At 58.3% G+C, this 19940-nt stretch carries 20 protein-coding genes; 1 reads left to right on the forward strand and 19 read right to left on the reverse strand.

Annotated elements, in window-relative coordinates; translation table 11 throughout:
• Positions 1–635: 635 nt before the first annotated feature.
• The 19 genes from JQ611_RS06070 to JQ611_RS06160 form a co-directional block, all read right to left on the reverse strand.
• Complete coding sequence (locus JQ611_RS06070; RefSeq protein ID WP_212464800.1) at positions 636–1796, reverse strand: ABC transporter substrate-binding protein; 1161 nt, start codon at positions 1794–1796, stop codon at positions 636–638.
• A gap of 12 nt (positions 1797–1808) precedes the next feature.
• Positions 1809–2528, reverse strand: a complete 720-nt coding sequence (locus JQ611_RS06075; RefSeq protein ID WP_212464801.1) for an ABC transporter ATP-binding protein — start codon at positions 2526–2528, stop codon at positions 1809–1811.
• Positions 2521–3294, reverse strand: a complete 774-nt coding sequence (locus JQ611_RS06080; protein ID WP_212464802.1) for an ABC transporter ATP-binding protein — start codon at positions 3292–3294, stop codon at positions 2521–2523. Before JQ611_RS06080 ends, JQ611_RS06075 begins: the two co-directional genes overlap by 8 nt.
• Positions 3291–4238 carry a branched-chain amino acid ABC transporter permease gene (locus JQ611_RS06085; protein ID WP_212464803.1) on the reverse strand — a complete coding sequence of 316 codons (948 nt, stop codon included), beginning with the start codon at positions 4236–4238 and terminating at the stop codon, positions 3291–3293. Before JQ611_RS06085 ends, JQ611_RS06080 begins: the two co-directional genes overlap by 4 nt.
• Positions 4235–5104 carry a branched-chain amino acid ABC transporter permease gene (locus JQ611_RS06090; RefSeq protein WP_212464804.1) on the reverse strand — a complete coding sequence of 290 codons (870 nt, stop codon included), beginning with the start codon at positions 5102–5104 and terminating at the stop codon, positions 4235–4237. Before JQ611_RS06090 ends, JQ611_RS06085 begins: the two co-directional genes overlap by 4 nt.
• A gap of 36 nt (positions 5105–5140) precedes the next feature.
• On the reverse strand, positions 5141–5989 hold the full coding sequence (gene rutD, locus JQ611_RS06095; RefSeq protein ID WP_212464805.1) for a pyrimidine utilization protein D: 849 nt from the start codon (positions 5987–5989) through the stop codon (positions 5141–5143).
• A gap of 35 nt (positions 5990–6024) precedes the next feature.
• A complete protein-coding gene (locus JQ611_RS06100) occupies positions 6025–6423 on the reverse strand; it encodes a Rid family hydrolase (protein WP_212464806.1) in 399 nt (132 codons plus the stop codon).
• Between the two features lie 234 nt (positions 6424–6657).
• Positions 6658–7047, reverse strand: coding sequence for an iron-sulfur cluster assembly protein (locus JQ611_RS06105; protein WP_212464807.1), 390 nt, complete (start codon positions 7045–7047; stop codon positions 6658–6660).
• Positions 7044–8132, reverse strand: coding sequence for an amidohydrolase family protein (locus tag JQ611_RS06110; protein WP_212464808.1), 1089 nt, complete (start codon positions 8130–8132; stop codon positions 7044–7046). The genes JQ611_RS06105 and JQ611_RS06110 overlap by 4 nt, the downstream gene beginning before the upstream one ends.
• A 54-nt stretch (positions 8133–8186) precedes the next feature.
• Positions 8187–8663 carry a hypothetical protein gene (locus tag JQ611_RS06115; RefSeq protein WP_212464809.1) on the reverse strand — a complete coding sequence of 159 codons (477 nt, stop codon included), beginning with the start codon at positions 8661–8663 and terminating at the stop codon, positions 8187–8189.
• Complete coding sequence (locus JQ611_RS06120) at positions 8644–9819, reverse strand: sugar ABC transporter permease (protein WP_212464810.1); 1176 nt, start codon at positions 9817–9819, stop codon at positions 8644–8646. The genes JQ611_RS06115 and JQ611_RS06120 overlap by 20 nt, the downstream gene beginning before the upstream one ends.
• A 40-nt stretch (positions 9820–9859) precedes the next feature.
• A complete protein-coding gene (locus JQ611_RS06125) occupies positions 9860–11401 on the reverse strand; it encodes a sugar ABC transporter ATP-binding protein (protein WP_212464811.1) in 1542 nt (513 codons plus the stop codon).
• 2 nt (positions 11402–11403) lie between these two features.
• Positions 11404–12474, reverse strand: a complete 1071-nt coding sequence (locus tag JQ611_RS06130; protein ID WP_212464812.1) for a substrate-binding domain-containing protein — start codon at positions 12472–12474, stop codon at positions 11404–11406.
• A gap of 107 nt (positions 12475–12581) precedes the next feature.
• Complete coding sequence (locus JQ611_RS06135; RefSeq protein ID WP_212464813.1) at positions 12582–13526, reverse strand: LysR family transcriptional regulator; 945 nt, start codon at positions 13524–13526, stop codon at positions 12582–12584.
• A 137-nt stretch (positions 13527–13663) separates the two neighbouring features.
• Complete coding sequence (locus tag JQ611_RS06140) at positions 13664–14692, reverse strand: ABC transporter permease (RefSeq protein ID WP_212464814.1); 1029 nt, start codon at positions 14690–14692, stop codon at positions 13664–13666.
• On the reverse strand, positions 14689–16239 hold the full coding sequence (locus tag JQ611_RS06145) for a sugar ABC transporter ATP-binding protein (protein ID WP_212464815.1): 1551 nt from the start codon (positions 16237–16239) through the stop codon (positions 14689–14691). The genes JQ611_RS06140 and JQ611_RS06145 overlap by 4 nt, the downstream gene beginning before the upstream one ends.
• An 8-nt stretch (positions 16240–16247) precedes the next feature.
• Complete coding sequence (locus JQ611_RS06150) at positions 16248–17378, reverse strand: substrate-binding domain-containing protein (RefSeq protein WP_212464816.1); 1131 nt, start codon at positions 17376–17378, stop codon at positions 16248–16250.
• The gene (locus JQ611_RS06155; protein ID WP_212464817.1) at positions 17371–17790 is read right to left on the reverse strand and encodes a metal-sulfur cluster assembly factor; all 420 of its coding nucleotides are present in this window, start codon (positions 17788–17790) and stop codon (positions 17371–17373) included. The genes JQ611_RS06150 and JQ611_RS06155 overlap by 8 nt, the downstream gene beginning before the upstream one ends.
• A complete protein-coding gene (locus tag JQ611_RS06160; protein ID WP_212464818.1) occupies positions 17780–18850 on the reverse strand; it encodes an amidohydrolase family protein in 1071 nt (356 codons plus the stop codon). The genes JQ611_RS06155 and JQ611_RS06160 overlap by 11 nt, the downstream gene beginning before the upstream one ends.
• Positions 18851–19727: 877 nt before the next feature.
• Between JQ611_RS06160 and JQ611_RS06165 the strand changes: the two genes are divergently transcribed.
• On the forward strand, positions 19728–19910 hold the full coding sequence (locus JQ611_RS06165; protein ID WP_212464819.1) for a hypothetical protein: 183 nt from the start codon (positions 19728–19730) through the stop codon (positions 19908–19910).
• Positions 19911–19940: the final 30 nt, after the last annotated feature.

The following is a 19940-nucleotide window of genomic DNA, read 5'->3' on the forward strand; positions in this document are numbered from 1 at the left end:
GCCTTCCAAACACGAGGATTGGGCAAGTAGGAAAAGATCCGCACCTCGGCCATAGTGCTGTCTCCGTGGTGCGCCGCGTTATTCGTGCAATGGGCTGTGGAGCTGGGCATGCTTGAGCCCTTATTTGTCATGTCGAGGGGACCCAGCATGCGCGGAACGCTGCTCGACGAAGAGGGCCGAAGCGGCCAAGGGGGGAGGCCGGAACGGCCACGGTCTTTCGGCAGCAAAGGACGTTGTCCCGAGAATGGCTTGACGTCCGACGTCTCGCCGTCCCGCGGCGTAAGCATGAGCCCGGGCATGACACGGGAATGGACCGCGCTGCCATCGGCCAATTCGCTGTGGGTTGCCACGGTTGCGGGAGCTTCGACGCTGGAGCTTGGGCACGAATCGAGATTCGCAACCACTGATACGGTCACTTATTGACGGTTGTCATCCAGCGACACAGTGCTGAATCTGGACCTAACAAAGCCCGAAAATGGCCCCACCACCGCAGTGGCGGGGCCAGTCAAGGGAGGAACACCCCATCAGGGCCTCGGCCTCAGCCGAGCTGGTAGCAGTACATCGGGCACTGCATCGATTTTCTCTGGGGGTCCCGGCGATCATACACCAGCGCTCATGTCTGGCAGTGATGGCGGCTACCAGCCCTGAATGATCTCGAGCTTCCCGGCCTGCCACTGCGCATAGCCGATCTTTTCCGTCCCACCATGGTTCGCCTTGCTCCAGCTTATTGGAGGCACCACACCCGGCTTGAAATCGCCGAGCCCCTCTAGTGCGGCGATCAAATTAGCCCGCGTAAGCTCCGGACCGACGCGGCGTGCTGCTTCCGTGAACACGATGGCACCGGCCATGCCGAGGTAGCTCCAATAGCCAGGCTTGGTCTCAGGTCGATATCGCGCCAGAATTTCGTTTGCTTTTACGACGGCAGGCTCGTTCATGGTTTCCACTGCGGTAAAGACATTGATGACAAGGCCATTCAGCGCATTGCCAGCCAACTCGTAGGCGATCGGATCTCCCATCGTGTTTAAGGCCACGAAGTGGGGCTTCCAACCGAGCCTTTCAGCTTCCTTGACAAAAAGCGCGCCTTGCTTGGTGATGCAGGCGAGAATTACGACATCCGGATTGGCTTCCTTCAATGCGTTGACCTGGACACTCAGATCGACGTCACTCGGCACATAGGACGCTTCCGCGACTAGCTTAGTTCCCTGCTTCTGCAGATATTCGAAAGCCCCGTCGCGCGGATCCTTTCCGAACTGGTCGTTCTGGTAGAAAATCGCGATGCGTTTTGCGGACAAACCTGTGAGGGCATATTCCGCGAGCGACCGACCCAGTACCTGCCCAACCGGCAGCAAGCCAAAAACATTCGGAGCCTTCGGGGCATTCAACAGAGCATGAACGCCGACCGGATTGAGAAGCGGGACTTTTCGGCTTTCCAGATACGGTAGCACCGCGAGGTTCGTCGCCGTGCCCAATGTTGACACCAGTGCAAATACCCCATCCCGGTCTACCAGTTTCTTGGCGATCGCCATGGTCTGCTGCGGATTGTAGGAATCGTTTTCCACGAGCCATTCAATCTTGCGACCGTGAATGCCGCCCTGATCGTTGACGTGCTTGAAATAAGCATCGGCGCCGTCACGGAGCTGGCTGGCGCCGGCGGCCAGCCCTCCCTGCAACGGTAGATAGGCGCCGATCAGGATCCGATCGGAAGAAATGCCGACCTCTGCCGCAACGGCGGCCCGCGCACAATGCGTAATGGCGAGCAAAGCTAGCCCAAGTACAGGGTATATTGAACGACGCATCATCCTCTCCTCTCATGCTTGCTCATCATCGCTCAGATAAGCAGCGAATACCCGGGCATCCCTCGCCAGATCGCTTGCCGGCCCGCTCAACGTGACGACGCCCCGTTCGAGAACATAGGCCTTAGAAGCAATCGCCAAGGCCTGACGCACGTTTTGTTCCACCAGCAACACGGCGACGCCACGCTCGTTGATCCTGCGGATCAACGTCATCACCTCGTTAACAAGTATCGGGGCCAACCCGAGGGACGGCTCGTCGAGCAGTAGTAGTTTGGGTGCTGACATCAAGGCTCGGGCCAACGCCACCATCTGTTGTTCACCGCCGGAAAGGGTTGCGGCGAGTTGGCGGCGGCGCTCGACCAGGCGCGGAAACAGCGTGCGGACCGCGTCATAGTCGTTGGCTACCCCAGCGCGATCGCGGCGCGAATACGCTCCCATGCGCAGGTTTTCATCGACAGTCAATTCTCCGAACAGCTGCCGGCCTTCGGGCACCAGCGCAATTCCAGACCCTACGATCTCGCGTGCCGGCAGCCCCCGGATCGACTTTCCATTGAAGCTGATTGTGCCCCGCGTTATCGCCTTTCCCCCGCCGGCGACAGCGTCCAACAGCGTGGTCTTGCCGGCGCCATTGGCCCCGACCAACGCGACAATGGAGGCAGCAGGCACTTGCAGCGTCACCTGACGAAGCGCTGAGATGGCGCCGTAATTCGCATCGAGGCCGCTGACTTCAAGCATCCAGGACCTCGTCGCCGAGATAGGACGCTATAACTTGTGTATTCTGGCGCACTTCCGCGGGACTGCCCTGACAGATTACCTCACCATGATCAAGCACGACAATTCGGTCGCAAATCTTCATCACCAGCGGCATATCATGTTCGACCAGAAGCACAGCCATCCCCTCCCTGTCGCGCAACTGCCTGAGGAAGTCACCAAGTTGGAGGCTCTCGCGGGAATTCAATCCTGCCGCGGGTTCGTCGAGCAACAGCAATCGCGGCTGCGCGGCAAGCGCTCTTGCAAGCTCGATCATCTTTTGGGTCCCGAACGCCAATTCGGAAACCCTGCTGTTGCGGATCGGATCCAGTTTGAGGGTCTTCAGGATAGTCTCGACGTCGGCCGCCGCTCGGGAATATGCAGCCCGGGCCTGGGGTAGCCCCAGGATTTCTGCCAACAGGCCCGGCCGGTATTTCCACATGCAGCCGATCAGCACGTTCTCAGCAGCGGTGGATTGCCCGAACAGCTCGATATTCTGAAAGGTCCTGGCGACACCGAGTCGTACGATCCGGTCAATTGAGACATCCAGAACATTATGGCCGTCGAATAAAACCCGCCCCACCTGCGGAGTGCAGACGCCGCTCAGGCAGTTCATCAAGGTCGACTTTCCCGCACCATTCGGACCGATCAAACCGACGATCTCTCCGCGGTCGACATCGAAGCTGACGTCGCCAATTGCCTGCAGCCCGGAGAATGCGACCGAAAGATTCTGGATCGAAAGTAGCGTCATTTCGGTGCCGCCCGATGCCAAGCAACGATTTGCGCGGGGATTCCTGCGAACCCATCGGGAAAGAACCGAAGGCAAGCGATTAAGCTGACGCCGTACACGACCATCTGTGCTTCCCTCAATTCGCGAAACACCTCGGGCATTAAGGTCAGATACGCCGCCCCCAGCACTGCTCCGAGCGGGCTGCGGATGCCACCAACCACGGCCATAGTCAAAAACGACAGCGAGGCTGACAGCGTAAATGCGTCGGTACTGATCTGGCCGATGAGATGCGCGTAGAGACAACCGGAAACTCCCGCAAGCGCTCCACTTAGGCCAAAAGCAATCACCAGATGCCGAGCTCGGCCTATCCCCGAACACTGGGCCGCGGTCTCGCTCATACGCAGCGCGACGAGGGCCCGGCCGGTATGTGAACCGTTGAAATTGCGAACGCCGGCAAGCACCAGGAGCACAAAAGCAAGCAAGAAGTAGAAGTAGGAAAAGTCGTCTTCCAGTGCGAACCCGAAGAGCTGCGGACGTGGCACGAACATGCCCTGCCGGCCGCCAGTTAAGCTCTCCCATTCGAATAATACCTGTTGAATAACGAGGGAAAAGCCAAGCGTCGCAATTGCCAGATAGTGCCCTCGCACGCGCAAGGCAGGTAATGCTACCAGCGTTCCGAAAAACCCGCCGACTACTCCGCCGAATACGATACCTAGCAGGAACGGCGCGCCGAGCTTGACCGTCGCGACGGCAGATGCGTAGGCGCCCAGCGCCCAAAATCCGGCATGCCCGATCGATATCTGCCCGGCGAGGCCGACCAGCAGGCTGAGACTGAGGCCGACGAGCGCATAGACAAGGATACTAGCAAGGAGGAAGTGACCGTAGGGACCAAGGCCGAACGGCAGCAACAAGACCGCGCCGACGGAGATCAAATACGTCGGGCGTTGCCAGCCTCCGCCCATCATACCTTCTTCCCCTCTCGCACGCCAAATAGACCTGACGGGCGGATTAGCAGCGCTCCGACAATGATCACCAAAGCGACAGCATCCTTGAACCTCGTGGAAACCAATGCGCCAAACAGGCTTTCGAATACGCCGAGCGAAAGAGCTCCGACCACGGCACCCGGCAAGCTATTGAAGCCACCGAGGATAGCGCCGGCAAACGCTTTCAGTAACAGCGACACCATCATCTCGTGATCAAGAAATACGACCGGCGCGACCAAAATTCCGCAAAGCGCGCTGAGCGCGCCTCCAAGCGCCCACGCCATGGTCGAGACACTCGCGATGTTGACACCGACCAATTCTGCGGCGCGCGCATTCATCGTGGCTGCACGCATCGCCGTTCCGAAGCGGGTGTATTCGAAGAAGATATAGAGGGCTAGCATCGCCGCGAGCGCGACTACTATCATTCCGATGCCGCTCTGCGAGATCCGCGCTCCGAAAACATCTATCGGTGTACTTGGAAACACGGACGGCATGACATGTGGATCGAACCCCCAAATCCACCCGACCGCGCTATTGAAGGTAATCCACAACCCGATGGTGACTATAAGTATGTTGACGGAGGGCGAGCTCATCATCGGCCTAATCACGCACCGCTCGACCAGTGCCCCTATACAGGCGCCAAGCGGCAGCGACAGTATCAATACCGCCGCGAACGGGGGCTGATATCGCGACCACAATGCAAACGACACGAAGGTGGCGAAGGTCGCCATTTCGCCTTGTGCAAAATTGATGACTCCGGTGGCCTTATGAGTCAGAACGAGCGATAGCGCCAGCAGCGCATAAGCGCTGCCAAGAGCAAGACCCGATATCAAAAGCTGCAGTCCCATGGCATGTAAATCCGCGCGGCCGTCACCGAGCGCATCCTAACCTTCTTTCTTCTGGGTGGTATGCGATCTCGAACCACGCCCATTAAGCAGGATTTCCTGAGACTGCAAGTACTGCAGCACTACGGAGTTGAACTCCTCTGGCACTGTCTGCGAGCAAGAGTGCCCCCCTTTTTCGAGGATGATCAGTTTCGCCTCAGGAATATGTCCAAATAGCTCTTGCGAGAAATACAGCGGGGTCAGATAATCGTCCTTCGCACACAGAACGAGCGTTGGCGCCTCGATCGACCGGAGCTGCTCGACCCGGTCGAATGCGATCACTGCATCGGCCCGACTTGCCACAATCTCCGCGGGAGGAAAGCCACAGAGCCCGCTTCTGTCCGCCGTTCGCAATTCTACGTCATGTTCGTTGATCCACCAGTCGGGGAATAGGAACAACGGCGTCGCCGTCACATAAGCTTCGGCACCACCGTTAAGAACGAGATTCTTGCGAGTAGCGAAGACCCGCCGCATAAAGGGATCCGCTTTCGTCCAGGTCGCATATAGAACCAGGCTATGCAGACGGTCGGGATGATCGATCGCAAGCACCTGACCAATAGCGCCGCCTGTTGAGTGACCAACGAGGTGAGCCTTTTCTATTTGAAGCGCATCCATCAGCCGCACAAGATCCTCAGCCATTTGTTCGACCGAATACCTGATCGGATCATGGGTGCTGCGGCCGGTGCCGCGATGATCGTGGACGAGAACCTGAAAATGACGCGCGAACAGATCGATTTGGGGCTTCCAATAACTACCGACCCCGCCTAGTCCCGGCACCAGTAGCAGCGGGGTCCCACTCCCCTGGGTTTCATAGTAGATCTCAATATCGTTGAAACCGAAATGTGGCATGAGCTTCGTCCGCTCCCGATTTTTCGTCGACGGCGCTAGATGTGGTGAAGGATCTCGAGGTAAGCGATTGACGCAATCTCGACGAGGAATTCCGGCCGTACCAAATCGGCACGAATGCAGTATCGAGCTGGCGGACGCTTCGGAAAATACTCCGCATAGACCGCGTTCATCGCACCATAATCTCCTAGGTCCTTCAGCAGTACGGTATTGAAAACGACATCTTCCAATGTACCGCCCGCGGTCTCCAGTACCGCTTTGATGGCTTCGAGCACGTGTCGTGTCTGCCCCACGACATCGCCCTCGGCGACGACCTTTCCGTCGCGATCCAGCGCCAACATTCCGGAGACATAGAGATTGTTTCCTGCCTTGATGGCCGTCGAGTACGGCGCCATTGGCGGCGCCGCTCCCGCTGGCGTGATTGCCTCAATGCTCATACGTGCTCCTTGGTTTAGAAATACTCCAGAGAAGTTATCGACCAGACCCGCTCGCTTTAAGGAAGTACTGTTTCGACAGTGTCACGTTGCTCAAAAAGCAACACGCGGAAGGCAACGAATCTTGGCAGAAGAAACCGCAACAACACTTTCGCCCGCGTCATTCGGCCCGCGCTCGTGGCGCTGGGTGCAACCCTGTCAATTTCGATTTGCGCAATTCACGATCTCAAGCCGCCACTATTGCGCGCGCCCACGTGCGGCCCGCCATTGCTGCGGCTTAAGGTCGTCACGGCGAATGGACTCCTCACGTCGATGCGCCAGTCGGCTCCGTCCCCCTTCGCTCATCCGAGCAGGCGTCCACGTCACAGCGGGATCGATAGTCACCTCGACCGTTTCTATCCCCCGAACTTGAAGCAATGCACTTTCGGCAGCCCGTGCGATGTTCGGCGCCATCGTGCAGCACGGCGAGGTGACACAAAGCCTCACATCCAGATGCGAGCCTTCGACCGACCAGCCAAGCACGAGACCCATGTCGATCACGCTGAGCGGCGTGTTCGCCCCGATGCTGCAAGGGTCGAACACACAGCCGAGTGCACGGGATATTTCAGGATCAAGAATGTTACTCACCAGCTAATCCCCTGCTCACGTGCGATTGCGAGCCAATTTGAGTAAGGCTTTTGCAGCCCCGTTCGCTGTCGTTCCGCCGCAAACTCGTCGTCGGCGATCTGCGCCTTTGCCTTCTCAATATCGAGTCCGACGATCCGCGCGTAGTTGCCACCGAAGATTAGGGATTTGTCGGACTTGGAGAGCTGCGCGATGTTGTATTTTTCGAGCAATTCATCCGGCAACTTCAGATTCCAGAATTTATCCAAGAGCGGTTGCGAATGACAAAACATCGTTCCGTCGGAGTAGATGATTTTCTCTGGTCCGCCCCAAAACAGAAACTGAGCCATGATCTCGTTGAAGAAGCCAGGCCCGTGCAACATCAGTAGACTGGTAATTTCAAGATTCGCATAGACGTTAGGAAATCGCGCGAGGGCATGGGCGGTCTCATCCACGAAAGCCAGCCCGGAATGAATGATTTCAAAATTGAGCTCCGGAAAATGAATGGCAGCGCCGTCGACATCGTCGACACGATAGGGATTCATCGGCACGGGCCCGTTCGGAATCGCCTTGTGAATCGCAACCGTTTTGATGCCGAGTTTTTGCGCTCGCTCAAAAAGCGGATAGGCGAGTTTTGGATCATCGAGACGCCAGCTGCGAAGTGGTTCAACCTGGTCGGGATAAAGCTTGAGGCCAATCGAGTTCGGCAGCTCACGCATTTGATCGTCGAGATCGCGCAGGCAATTTTCCAGCCCCGAGGTTGGATCGACGCCGACATACGTCAAGAAACGTTGCGGCCAGCGCGTGGCTGCCTCCACGTTCTTCTCGCGCGAGCACAGCCCATCCTTGAACCATGAGTCCAGACGAAGATACATGTTTGCGGCCATATCTACGTTGCTTTCAAGGAACATGGTGCGCGCAAGCGCTTCCATCGGCCAATCCGACATGTACACTTCCATCGGTACCCGCAGTTCCGGCGGATTCCAGCTATGATGGAGATCGACCAATAATTTGCGCAAGCCGCTCGCATATTTGTTCGGCTGCAGGTTCTGGTCTGTCAGATTATAGGCATGTGCTACCGGATTGATAATGAAGGTATCGTCGATCATGAGGTCCTCGCCAGTCGCTGTTTCTTTGATTTCAGTTTGTTTTGTGCCGCCGTGTTACGGTGACGGCCACACCATTGGGCTCGCGTTCGTGACGCGAATCCGCTCGAGGACGCGAAGTGCCTCGGTCCGCTTCCGCACACCGACGCCATTTGCAATGCGAAGCACGATCGAGATGGGGCCATATTGGGTCTCGATGACCCGCTCGATCTCCTGCATGGGAGCCATCGCGGCCAACGGACGAACGCCCGGTTTGCGCACCCGGATTTCGGAAATCGTCGAGTACCAATTGGTGTCCCCATCCAGAACCTGTTCTAACGGCCGGCTTGAGGCGAACACATCGCCTTCCGGCGAACTGGTAAAATCTCCCCATTGTCGCGGCAGCTGGAAACTGAGCGGACCAACAGCGACCTTGCGGAGCACCGGCCTTGACGCGATTGCCCTTCTGACCAGACCCCAGGCGTAGCCGGCGGCCATCGCGCTTCTGGTGACGCCGCGCCACAGGCGCCCCTCTTCAAAGCCGGACGAAGACATGCCTGCCTCGCTTGCTGAGGACATCGACGAACACGGCGATCATGAGCACCAGGCCGCTTGCACCATACTGGTATGCCGTTGGAATGTTCATTAAAGAGAACCCGTTCAAAAGGCTCTGGGTCAGAAGCGCTCCAAGCACGGCACCGCCAACCCTGCCTGTTCCGCCGTACAAACTGGCGCCTCCGATGACGACGGCCGCGATTGCATTAAGTTCGAGGAATTGGCCGGCGTCCGGCGGTACTGATCCGAGCCTCCCCGCGACCAGCACCGCGGCTACGCTGCAGATCACGGCAACCAAGACAAAACTTCCGATTAAATGCATACGGATATTGATGCCGGCGATGCGGCTCGCCGAGCGGCTCGCGCCGACGGCATAGACGTGCCGTCCCCACGGCGTGTTATCCAGCACCGTAGCGATGCAGCCGGCCAGTAGCAGGGCGATCGCCACCGGCACCGGCAACCCGCGATACGACATCGTTGCCCATACCAGCGCGATCAACGCGCTGACGAGCATCAGGGTACGCCAGACGTAAAGCGCGCGACGCTTTGGCGCCGCATCGCGTAGCCTTAGCAGCGGCAGAATGGCGAAGGCCAACCCAATCGCAAGTACCGAAAACATGGCAATGCCGGTGAGATACCCCTCCCCTAGAAAGCGAATGCCGGCGCCAATTCCCGCTATGGTCCGTCCCTCCGAGAGCACCAAGGAGAGTCCTCGGAAAATCATCAGGCCGCCCAACGTCACAACGAATGACGGGACGCCGAGAAAGCTCACCCAGAAGCCGTTCCACATGCCGCAGGCTATTCCGACGCCGATAGCAACCGGCAGCGATACCACCAGTGAACCTCCGGTGGCCGATTCCGTCATCGCCACCACGGTCGCCACGAGGCCCAGCAGTGACCCGACCGACAAGTCGATCTCGCCCTGGGCAATGACCACCAGCATGCCGATTGCGACAATTCCGGTGGTCGCAGTCTGGCGGAACAGATTGACCAGGTTACGATCGGTCAGGAATACACCGTCGGTGGCGAGATAGAAAACAAACCACACAACGGCAACTGCGCCCGCCAATCCAGCCATGCCGACGCGCAACGTGGGTATGGACCAAACAGCCGATGTCGGCGTCGGCTTGTCGACGATGTTATCTACCTTGCTCACAGAATGCTCACTCTCCAATAATCGGCTTTGACTCGATGCGTCACGCAAGCGACAGATTCATCAAGTCGTGTTCGGTAAGATCCTCGCGATGATGTATTCCGAGTTGCTGTCCATCACGCATGATCAGGATGCGGTCGGCGGCGGCGAGCAGTTCGTCGGGCTCCATCGAACAATAGATGAATGCCGTTCCGCTCTTGGCGACACGCCGGACGAGACGGAAGACATCCTCCTTGGCGCCGAGGTCGATACCCTTGGTGGGCTCGTCCAGCAGGATAATGCGCGGCTGACCCGCGAGACATCGCGCGAGCAGCACCTTTTGCTGGTTGCCGCCACTGAGATTGTCGATCACATCGTCGCGGCCGCTCGCCTTGACGTTCAATTCGCGGATATAGGAATCGCAGATGTTCGCGAGCGTTTGATGCAATAGCCGGCCACCGCTGGAAATCGTGGCCGCCGGATTTGCCGCAATATTGTCTTCGATCGACAGCCCCGGAAGGATTCCCTCACGCCGACGCTCCGACGGAACCAGAGCGATCGCTTGGCGCATCGCGGCACGCGGACTGTCGATGAAAACGGTTTGACCACCGATCCGCATCTCACCGGACGGTGTGCGGCCGTAGAGCCCGAAGAGGGAGCTTACCAGCTCCGTCTTGCCCGCTCCCAATGCGCCAAAAACGCCCAGCACCTCGCCGGCGTGAAGATCGAAGCTCACGGACCCGACGGCCACGCGTCGATCGTCATCGCGCGGCACATGCCAGTTGCGGACGGACAGGACGGTGTCCTCGCGCTTTGTCGGGACCAAATCCCCGTCCGCGGGCCGCCGTCCGCGCCCAAGCATTGCAACGATGACGTCCGCTTCCTTAACGCTTCCCCGCTTTGCATCGAGCACTACGGCGCCATCGCGCAAGACCACAATTCGGTCGGCAATTTCCAGGATTTCGGCGATGCGGTGGGAAATGAATACAACGGCAGCGCCACTGCGGCGCAGCTCACGCATCTTCCCCAGGATGAGGTCGACTTCATGCGCCCCCAATGCAGCCGTGGACTCGTCGAACACGAACATGCGTCGCCCGCGGGCCAGAGCCCGTGCGACGTCGATCAGTTGCTGGGTCGCGACGCTAGCACCTGTGATGTCCTGTTCTGCGTCATCGCTGACACCAAGCTGCTCGAGATATCGACTGGCGTCGCGGTTCAAGCGCGACCAATCCACCACGCCCCAACAGGCCGGCTCAGCGCCAAGCATCACGTTCTCGCCAACACTCAGGGTGTCGACGGTGGCACGTTCTTGGTGAATCAGGACAATGCCAGCCTCCTGCGCGTCGCGGGGGCCATTGAGCGTTACAGGCCGGCCGTCAACTCGAAGCATGCCCATCATGTTATCCTGAGCAATTTCCCCGGCCATGACCTTGCTGAGTGTCGATTTCCCCGCTCCGTTGGCACCGACGAGCCCAACGATTTCCCCGGGGTAGAACGCAAGCGATATCCCGTTGAGCGCGCGAGTGGCTCCAAATTCCACGCTCACGTCATTGCATTCGAGGAGCGGCACGGGAGCAGCAATCGCGACCACAGCAGGGATCGTCACGGCTAGAGACCGATATCTGACGGCTTGAGCCAACCCGTACGAGTGACGAATTCGCGAAGGTTTTCGATCGTGACAAGTTGCGACTGAATACGCATTCCCGGTATTTTCCGACCAGCGATAGTCACCGAGTCGTTCGACTTCGGAACGTCGCCGCGCGCGAGCGCGTATGACGCATCGGCCGCCGCTGCGCCCATCGCGATCAGGTCGGTCCATGCACTCGCGGACACCTTGCCCGCCTTGATTTCACGTGCAACTTCGGGAAATACGTCTTCGCCGCAAAGCCAGGTCTTGCCGTCGAGCCCCTGCTCCTTGAGCGCCTGCAAGGCGCCAAGCGCCATGCCATCTTCATTGGCGATGACGACGTCCAACTTGTTGCGATTCCGCGTCAGCGCATTTTCAATCTGATTCAACGCTCCCTGGGGGGACCACGCGTCGTGATATTGATGAGACACGATCTTGATAGCGCCGGAATCGATATGGGGCTTGAGTACCCGCATCGCGCCTTCGGTTTTCTGCTGCGCGATATCGAGCCCTTGCGGACCGCTGACGACTGCCCAATTGCCGCCCGACGGGTGATCGGCTAGCGCCTTTTTGGCCTGCAATTCACCAACCTGATAGTTGTCGCGGGCAGTCCAGAAATCGATCTTGGGAGACGTGATGACCGAGTTGTAGGAAATAATCGGAATGTTCTTCTCAGCCTTAATTCGCTCGATCAACCCGACGGCCGACGCGTTGTTGATCGGATTGATCACCAGTGCCTTGATGTTCTGGGAGAGCATGGCCTCGATCTGCTGCTCCTGGATCTCGGATTTCTGTTGCGCACCCTGGATGATTGAGCGAAGTCCAAGTTCGCCTGCGCGTTTCTCGAAGAATTTGCGGTCGAACGGCCACCGGAAGTGCTCGAAATCGGGAAAGCTGAATCCGACCAGCGTATCACCCGATTGCGCGAAGGCACTGCGCCCCATCGACAGAACGGCTGCCCCCATTCCGGCCTTGAAAGCCGTGTGGATCATACGGCGCCGGGATATCTTTCCTGCATCCGCGCCTGCCTTCCGGAATTTGATCGTGGTCATCGCACCCCTCCCTGTTGGATTGAGTCACGATAGGACTCCGACAGCGCATCCGCTAATATCGTGTCGGCCATACCGTGTTGCGCATTTGGCAACACCACAGAGTCAGCTTATTCCGCGCGTTTTCTCTCCCGGCGGACCGGCGCTCTCGGCGGTGCTGTGCGCACATCTGCAGCCGCCAATTTCAGCGTTTCGAGAAAGGCCTTAACCGCGAAGGAGAGCTGACGTCCTTTCCGAACGCCGATTTCAAGCGTGGTAACGCCCATTTCCTTGTCGCTGATCGGAACCCCGACAACGGGCGCGTTGTCAAGATCCTCAGCAATGGCAAATTGGGGAAGAAGCGTCAACGCACGGCCAAATCGCACGATGCTGCGCGTCATGGCGATGGAGTTGGTGGTGATGAGGCGAGACAACGTGACGTCGGCGCGCTTCAGTCCGCGGTCGATCAATTGCCGCACCCCAAATGTCACGTCCGGAAGAGCAACTGGATATTGGGACAGTTCTTTCAGCGTGATGGACCGGCGGCCGGCGATGCTGTGGTCTCGATGAGCCAGCACCTGAAGAGGCTGGACAAACTTCTCGACCACCTGGATATCGGGCCGGCGGTGTGCATTCAGGGTGATGCCGATATCGGCCTTATCGCTTCGCAACGCTTCGACAATAGTGTCCGTGCTGGCGACGGTGACGTTAAAGGAAATATCCGGGTACCGTTCATTGAAGCGGCCAATGGCGCCGGGCAAGAAACTGTAGACGATACCCTCGATGCAGTAGATCGACAGCTCTCCGCGCCGCAATCCGCGAAATTCATCGATAAGGCCACGGACGTGCGTAAGGTCACGGTAGGTCGCCTCAAGATGATGAGCAAGGAGCTGCCCGGCGGGCGTGAGCTTGATACCTTGAGATCGCCGCTCGAGGAGCGGTGCGCCAAACTCGTGCTCAAGGTGGGCTATTTGCCTGCTGACTGCAGAAGCTGCCACGTGCAGTCGTTCAGCAGCCTGTCGGATAGAGCCGCTCCGGGCCGTTTCAAAGAAATAGCGAAGCGCCCGGAATTCCATTTTTTGTCCGCGTAGTAGATCAAATCGGATCACACCATTCCATAATCATTGACCAAAAGCGCCGCCCGGCAAAGCAGATTTGTCGGGCGCCAGGCGCTGCGTGCCCGCAAGCATCCGGCATCCGGCCGCGCCATGCCTTACGAACGTCGGATCGATCCACCACGCCCGCGATAGCGCGCACCCATGGTCGCCAGTATGAGCACGGCACCGGCGAATAATTGCTGGGTGTAGGCGGGCGCCCCCAGGATAAGCAGGCCGACCGTTCCGGTCTCGATGAGGTAGACGCCTACAAGAGTGCCGACGACGTGAAATGACCGCCGGCTCAGCGTTACCGAGCCAAGGAACGCCGCTGCAAAAGTCGGCAGCAAGAATCCGGTGCCGAACTGGGGTGTCAACGAGCCTTGTCGCGCAGTATAGATAAAGCCGGCTAACGCGCCAAGGACGTCCGCAACTACAAAAGCCAACATGATCTGCCGGTCGATGCGAATGCCCGCCATGCGACTTGCGGCCCGATTTCCCCCGGTGGCATAAAGCCAACGCCCGGTCGCGGTATACTGCAACGCAACAGCCAGCACGAGAGCGACTGCCAGCAAATAGAACACGGGAGCCTGGATGTTGCCGATCGACCAGCCCCCCGATATCAAGAACGCGTCGCTGAAATTCGTAAAGATCACTGCGTTTCCCGTAATCCAGAGGGTCAGCCCGTCAAGCAGACTGGCAACGCCGATGGTGGCGATCAATGCGGGCATTTCAAACCGCGTGACCAGGATGCCGTTGGAGACGCCGATCACAACACCGCTGAGCACGACCGCAATGATGGTCGGAGCAAGAGGCCAACCGTGCTGGGCCACAAGTACAGCTGCCAACGCCCCACCAAAGGAGGCGGCGGCGGCGATCGACAGATCAAATTCACCCACCACCAGCACGATGGTGAGACCGCACGCAAGAATCGCCAGCACCGCGCCGTTGTTCAGAATTGACGTCAGATTGCCTTCGGACAGGAAAACGCGGGGCTCAGCGGCGCCGAAAACCACGATCAGGGCAACGAAGAAAATCAACGGCGCGAGCGATCCGATATCTTGGTTTAGAAAGAGCGCGGTAAATTTCTCAAGTTTCTTCCGCGTCCATTCGCTGGTCGCATCACTTCTGGAAACCGGTGTACTCACAGCGCGACCTTTCTCGGGTTCGTTCCCGCCAGCAAGGCGTGAAGGATAGTTTGCTTGGTGATGTCGACGCCGCGAACCTCACCGATCAGCTCCGCGTTGCGCAACAGCAGGACACGATCGCAAAGCGCCTCGATTTCCTCCAGCTCGGACGATACAACAATGATGCTCGTACCGTCCGCGGCGAGCTCCCGGATGAGATCGTAAATCTCGCTCTTCGACCGGACGTCCACACCATGGGTCGGCTCATCCAGCAGAAGGATGTCGATACGGTCTGAGATCCAGCGGGCGAAGATGGCCTTTTGCTGATTGCCGCCCGACAATTGCGACATATCGGCAGCGATCGATGGCATACGAACGCCGAGGCGTCGCGCCAGACCGATTGCCGCATTGTACTCGTCACGCAGGCGTAGGAATCCTCGCCGCCGGAAGCGACGAACGTGTGGAAGGGTAATATTTTGCCATATGGGCAGCGTTGGAACGAAGCCGTCGTGCTGGCGGTCCTCAGTCACTAGCGCGATTCCCCGCGCCAGCGCCTCGGTTGGTTCCCGTGGTCGGTAGGGCTTGCCTGAAATGAACATCTGCCCCGCTTGAAGAGCGCGGACTCCATAGAGCAGGTGCAAAAGCCGCGTCCGGCCGGCGCCGCCCAGACCGGCAATCCCCACCACCTCTCCCGCCGCTACATCAAACGAAATATCGCGAAGCCTTTCGTCGCCCGCACCGCGGACACGAAGTCGCGGGGGACCGTCCAGTTTCGGTTCAACCGCTTCCTGGCGTTCGAACAGGTTTTTCATTTCCTGCCCAACGATGAGCCGCGCGACATCCTTCTGGGTGAGGTCGGCAGCGGGTTGCGTCGTCACCCGCTTTCCATCACGCAGGACCGTAATTGTGTCTGCCAACCGGAATATTTCCTCGAGCCGGTGACTGACGTACAGGATGGCAACGCCACGTTCTGCAAGGCTGCGGATCACCGCATGCAGGGTCTCGACCTCAGGCTCCGACAAGGACGCAGTTACCTCATCGAGAACAAGTACCCGAAGGCCAAGTCGTAACACCCGCGCAACCGCAACAAGCTGTCTCTCGTGCGGTCTCAGTGACTCAAGTGTCGTTCGCGGATTCAGATCAAGTCCAACTGCCGCCAGGTCGTGGCGGGCCGTCTGATGCTCACCCACCCAGTCGATCAAACCACATCGACGGTGCTTGTAAGGTGCGCCGAGCAGCAGGTTCTCGGTAACTGACAGGCCGGGTATGAACATCGGTATCTGATGAACACAGCCAATGCCGGCGCTGATCGCCTCGCCAGGATCGCGAAACTGGACGGCCTCGCCGTCGACAACCACGCAACCCCCATCAGGAGTATAGTCGCCAGCAAGGATCCGCATCAGCGTTGACTTGCCAGCCCCGTTTTCTCCCACAAGTGCGTGTATTTCGCCGCCTCTGACCGGAAAGGTGACCCGGTCGAGAGCTGTCGCGGAGCCGAACGTTTTGACAACTCCGCGAAACTCGAGCACGTCGTCTCGGTTCTGGTGCCTGCTGCCGGCATCGGTCATTGCCGGCCTCACGGCTTCCTTGCCGCGTTCCACATCTGGGTGTAGCGCGACTTGAAATCAAAGCCGATTTCGTACTTCTCGTTGGGCGCAGGAACGTTAGTCTTGTCCGAAAGCTGGATCGGGAAGTCTTTGTTGACACCAGTTTCGGCCTTGTTCAGCGCCCGGTTACATTCGTCGATGCCAGCCCATGCTACCCATTCCAGGCCCCAATTGATGGTGGCAGTCTGCGGACCACCCTTGCGAATATCGGCATAGGCGACTTCCTCACCATCGAAGCTCACTCCCCGAATCTCGCTACGGCCGCGCTGCTGGGCAGTCTGTAGAAGTGGCGTCAGCGTTTCATCGAAGGGGGCGATCACCCATTTGAAGCTATTGGCCGGGAAACGCGTAAGCAACGCCTGCATTTTCGTGATCTCGCCGGGTGCACCTTGGGCAAGAGAAAAGTCCTCGACATGAATTACTTTGGTGTCGCCGCCATACTTGGTGACGAAGTCCTTGAAGCCGTCGATGCGGGCATTGAACTGAGGATTCTGCGGCGCATTGAAGATAACGATGCCTCCGCCGCCGTTAGCAATCACATGCGCGCCGAGGAGCGCACCAGCAGCCGCATAATCCAGCCCGTAACCGACATCGCCACCGAATTGACGTGGATCGTCGGAGAATCCGGTAACAAACGCAATGCCCTTTTCCTTGCCACGCGTGATCTGCGCCTTGATGTCGCGCGCAGGATGAGCAAGCGTAAGCACGCAATTGACGTTGCGGTTAATCGCGGCCTCGACGCCCTTTTGTGCGACAGCGGGGTCACCCTTGTTGTCGATCGGGAACGCTTCCCAACCCATCGCGGTCGCCGCCGCCTTGGCAGAATCAAATAGATACTTGCAGACCGCATAGGCCAGCGGGCAAGGCATCACCGCCACACTCGCTCCCTTGATCGGAGGCGGTGAGGATGTCGGGCCGGTCCAGTTGATGCCGCCAACATTGATCGGTGCACGTGACATCTTACTTGTTTGACCTGCCTTGACGACCTCATTGGCAAATCCGGTATTGTCGGCGGCGCTGACAACGCCCCCGGACGCTAGTGTGAATGCTGTCAGCACTACAAACGATACGCTACGCTCCGCAAATCTCGATCTAGACATTAGAGTCTCTCCCCCTACCTTGATTTCTTCCACACAAATGCTTTGCATTGAGCGCCTCACGCTGCGCCCGAATAGTCGCGAGACGCCGCCGATACTCCGGACTCATCTGCTCGGGATCCCAGACGTGCGCGTAGTCCATTTCGACCTCGACGCTGGAAACACCCGGTAATTCCGAAAGATGCTTTTGCGCGGTGAGCTGAAACAGGGCACCCATCATGCAACCTGGTTCGGTGATTCGAAGCGTCACCCTGACGTCAACTCCTGCTTCGCTGGCTTTGATCTGCACGTCACCAACCAGGCCCATAGAGACCAACCCCGTAGGCGCTCCCGACGCTGTACTGCAAGGATCGACGATTGCTTCCAGGCGCTCCCGGATCATCTCTTCGAGATCGAACTTCTGATCAGGCTGCATGGTTTTTCAATCCCGACCACGGCTCCGGCAACCGCCGCGGCTTCGCAAATTCGTCCTTGCTCATGGCTTGCTGCATCTTGTCGGCGTCGAGACCCATCAGCCGCGCTGCGTTGAGACCGAGGATTTTACGTTTGACTTCTTCGGTCAGCTCCGGAAACCCATAGCCCTCCACCAGGTCCCGCGGCATCTCAAAGCGCCAAAACGCTTCTTCAAACGGGCGCGAATGCAGCATAAGCCCGCCGATCGCCCACAAGATTCGGTCGGTCGCGCCTGCACTCATCAAAGTCCCGATGATCTCGGCGAATTTTCGTGGCGCTTTGAATAGCAGCCCGGTGGTGCCCTCGGTGCTCACTGTAATGTTTGGATGCCACTGCAGTAGCGACACCGTCTCTTCGAGAAACGCCCAGCCACCATGGACTATCTCGAAGTTAAGCTTGGGAAATGCACGCGCCGCCGCGCCTACTTCAAAGGGATAATAGGGTTCCAGTGGGACTGGTCCCATCACAATCGCTTTGTGAACCGCTACCGTGCGCAATCCCAATTTTTGGACACGCTCAAAGATCGGAAACAGCAGTTCGGCATCATCGATGCCGAAGCTGCGCAGCTTGCCGGCGACCATGTCATGGGGATAGAGTTTGATCCCCGACACCTTGTGCTTTTCGACCAATTCATCGACGCGATCGAGCGCTCCAGGCTGATGAGGCGATATCCCACCATAGATGAACACGCGGCCAGGCCAGCAGCGACGCATCTCTTCGCCGACCGACAGTGGCGATCCACCATCGCGGAAATATCCGTACAGTGGCAGTTCGTGATAGATGATCGCGTCGGTGTGGCTTTCGCCGAAAATCGCCCCTCCCGTCACCTGGGCGTCGCAAATGCGGTTATTAAAGGTATCGAGGTCGAGCAGCAGATCCGGCCTGTTGGGCGGCGAGAACTCCCGATGCATCTGAAAGACGCCATCGGCAATTCCGTCAGCATAGGGCTGACCGATTCGATTCGAGTGTTGAAAATTGTATGCGTGAGCGATGGCGTCAAAAACGAATACGTCGGAAAGCATTCTACCGCTCCTGTGCTCGAACCGCAGCAATGCTCCACATGGACCGCGCGGCATCATTTGGACGGGATCAGACGACGCAATGTCGATCGACACATCGCCAAGACCCGCGGATCAATGCGGCGAGACGCTCAATCGCTGTGCCGTCATCATCCGATTTCATGGAGCATAGGGGCCGGTGATCGCGAACAAGTAATGCCGTGTTGGCGATGTCGTGTTGCCGAAATAGCAACACGAGACCTAGACCGACCGACACTGTGCGGAGCACCATCAGCACCAACCTCCGCGCTCCTTTAATGTGACGTCGGCGACCCTCGAGGACTCTATTAGAAATTGTTGGACCGAGTTGACACGCGTGACGGCAAGCAACGATCGTTGCACGACTGCGAAACTTGGTTGAGGTGCTGGCGGGACGGCCACCGGTCCTCGAGACGGCTCTCGACATACGCGATTTGCACGCGCAAACAGCTCATTTCGGGCACGAAAAAGCGTCGCGAGGAGCGAACAAAGACAGCCGGTTTGTCGGAATAGCCGCTGACCGCTTGTAGCTCTCTTGCGAGGTCGCCAAGCCATTGAAAGCTTGGTGGGCGCAGGGCTCGAACCTCGGACCCGCTGATTAAGAGTTAGTGTGACCCCACGTGTTGTGGCCGCCCTGGGGTCGTTTATGGGAAGCTAAGGGCAGTTAGCTTCCCATTGGTATCATTGGCCAAATCGAATTTTATGCGGTTTAGGTCTTTATCTATTGAACAAGTGGCCCGTGCACCTATTCAGTTACTCTGTGACCCCAGCGTGACCCAAGGGTTTCGGAGTGTGACCCCAGAAATGACCAAACCTTCCATCAAAAAAATAACCATGGAAACGGTGCGGGCCGCTGTCGGTCATGCGAAAGAAGGCCAGAAGTACGACCTCACCGATCCCCAATCACCTGGGCTACAGCTTCCCCAAGAAGCATCATTGGGCCATTGAGGCCCTGGAGCACAGTTTCAAGCAACTCGACAGACGCAATCCGGTGGAAGTGAACGCGGCAGAGGATATGAAGGCGCTGGCCCGGCTGTCCGGCTGAGATTAGGCCGTCCAAGCCGCTTCACAACGC

Origin of the sequence: Bradyrhizobium sp. AUGA SZCCT0182 (assembly GCF_018130185.1) — a bacterium.
Lineage (GTDB): Bacteria > Pseudomonadota > Alphaproteobacteria > Rhizobiales > Xanthobacteraceae > Bradyrhizobium.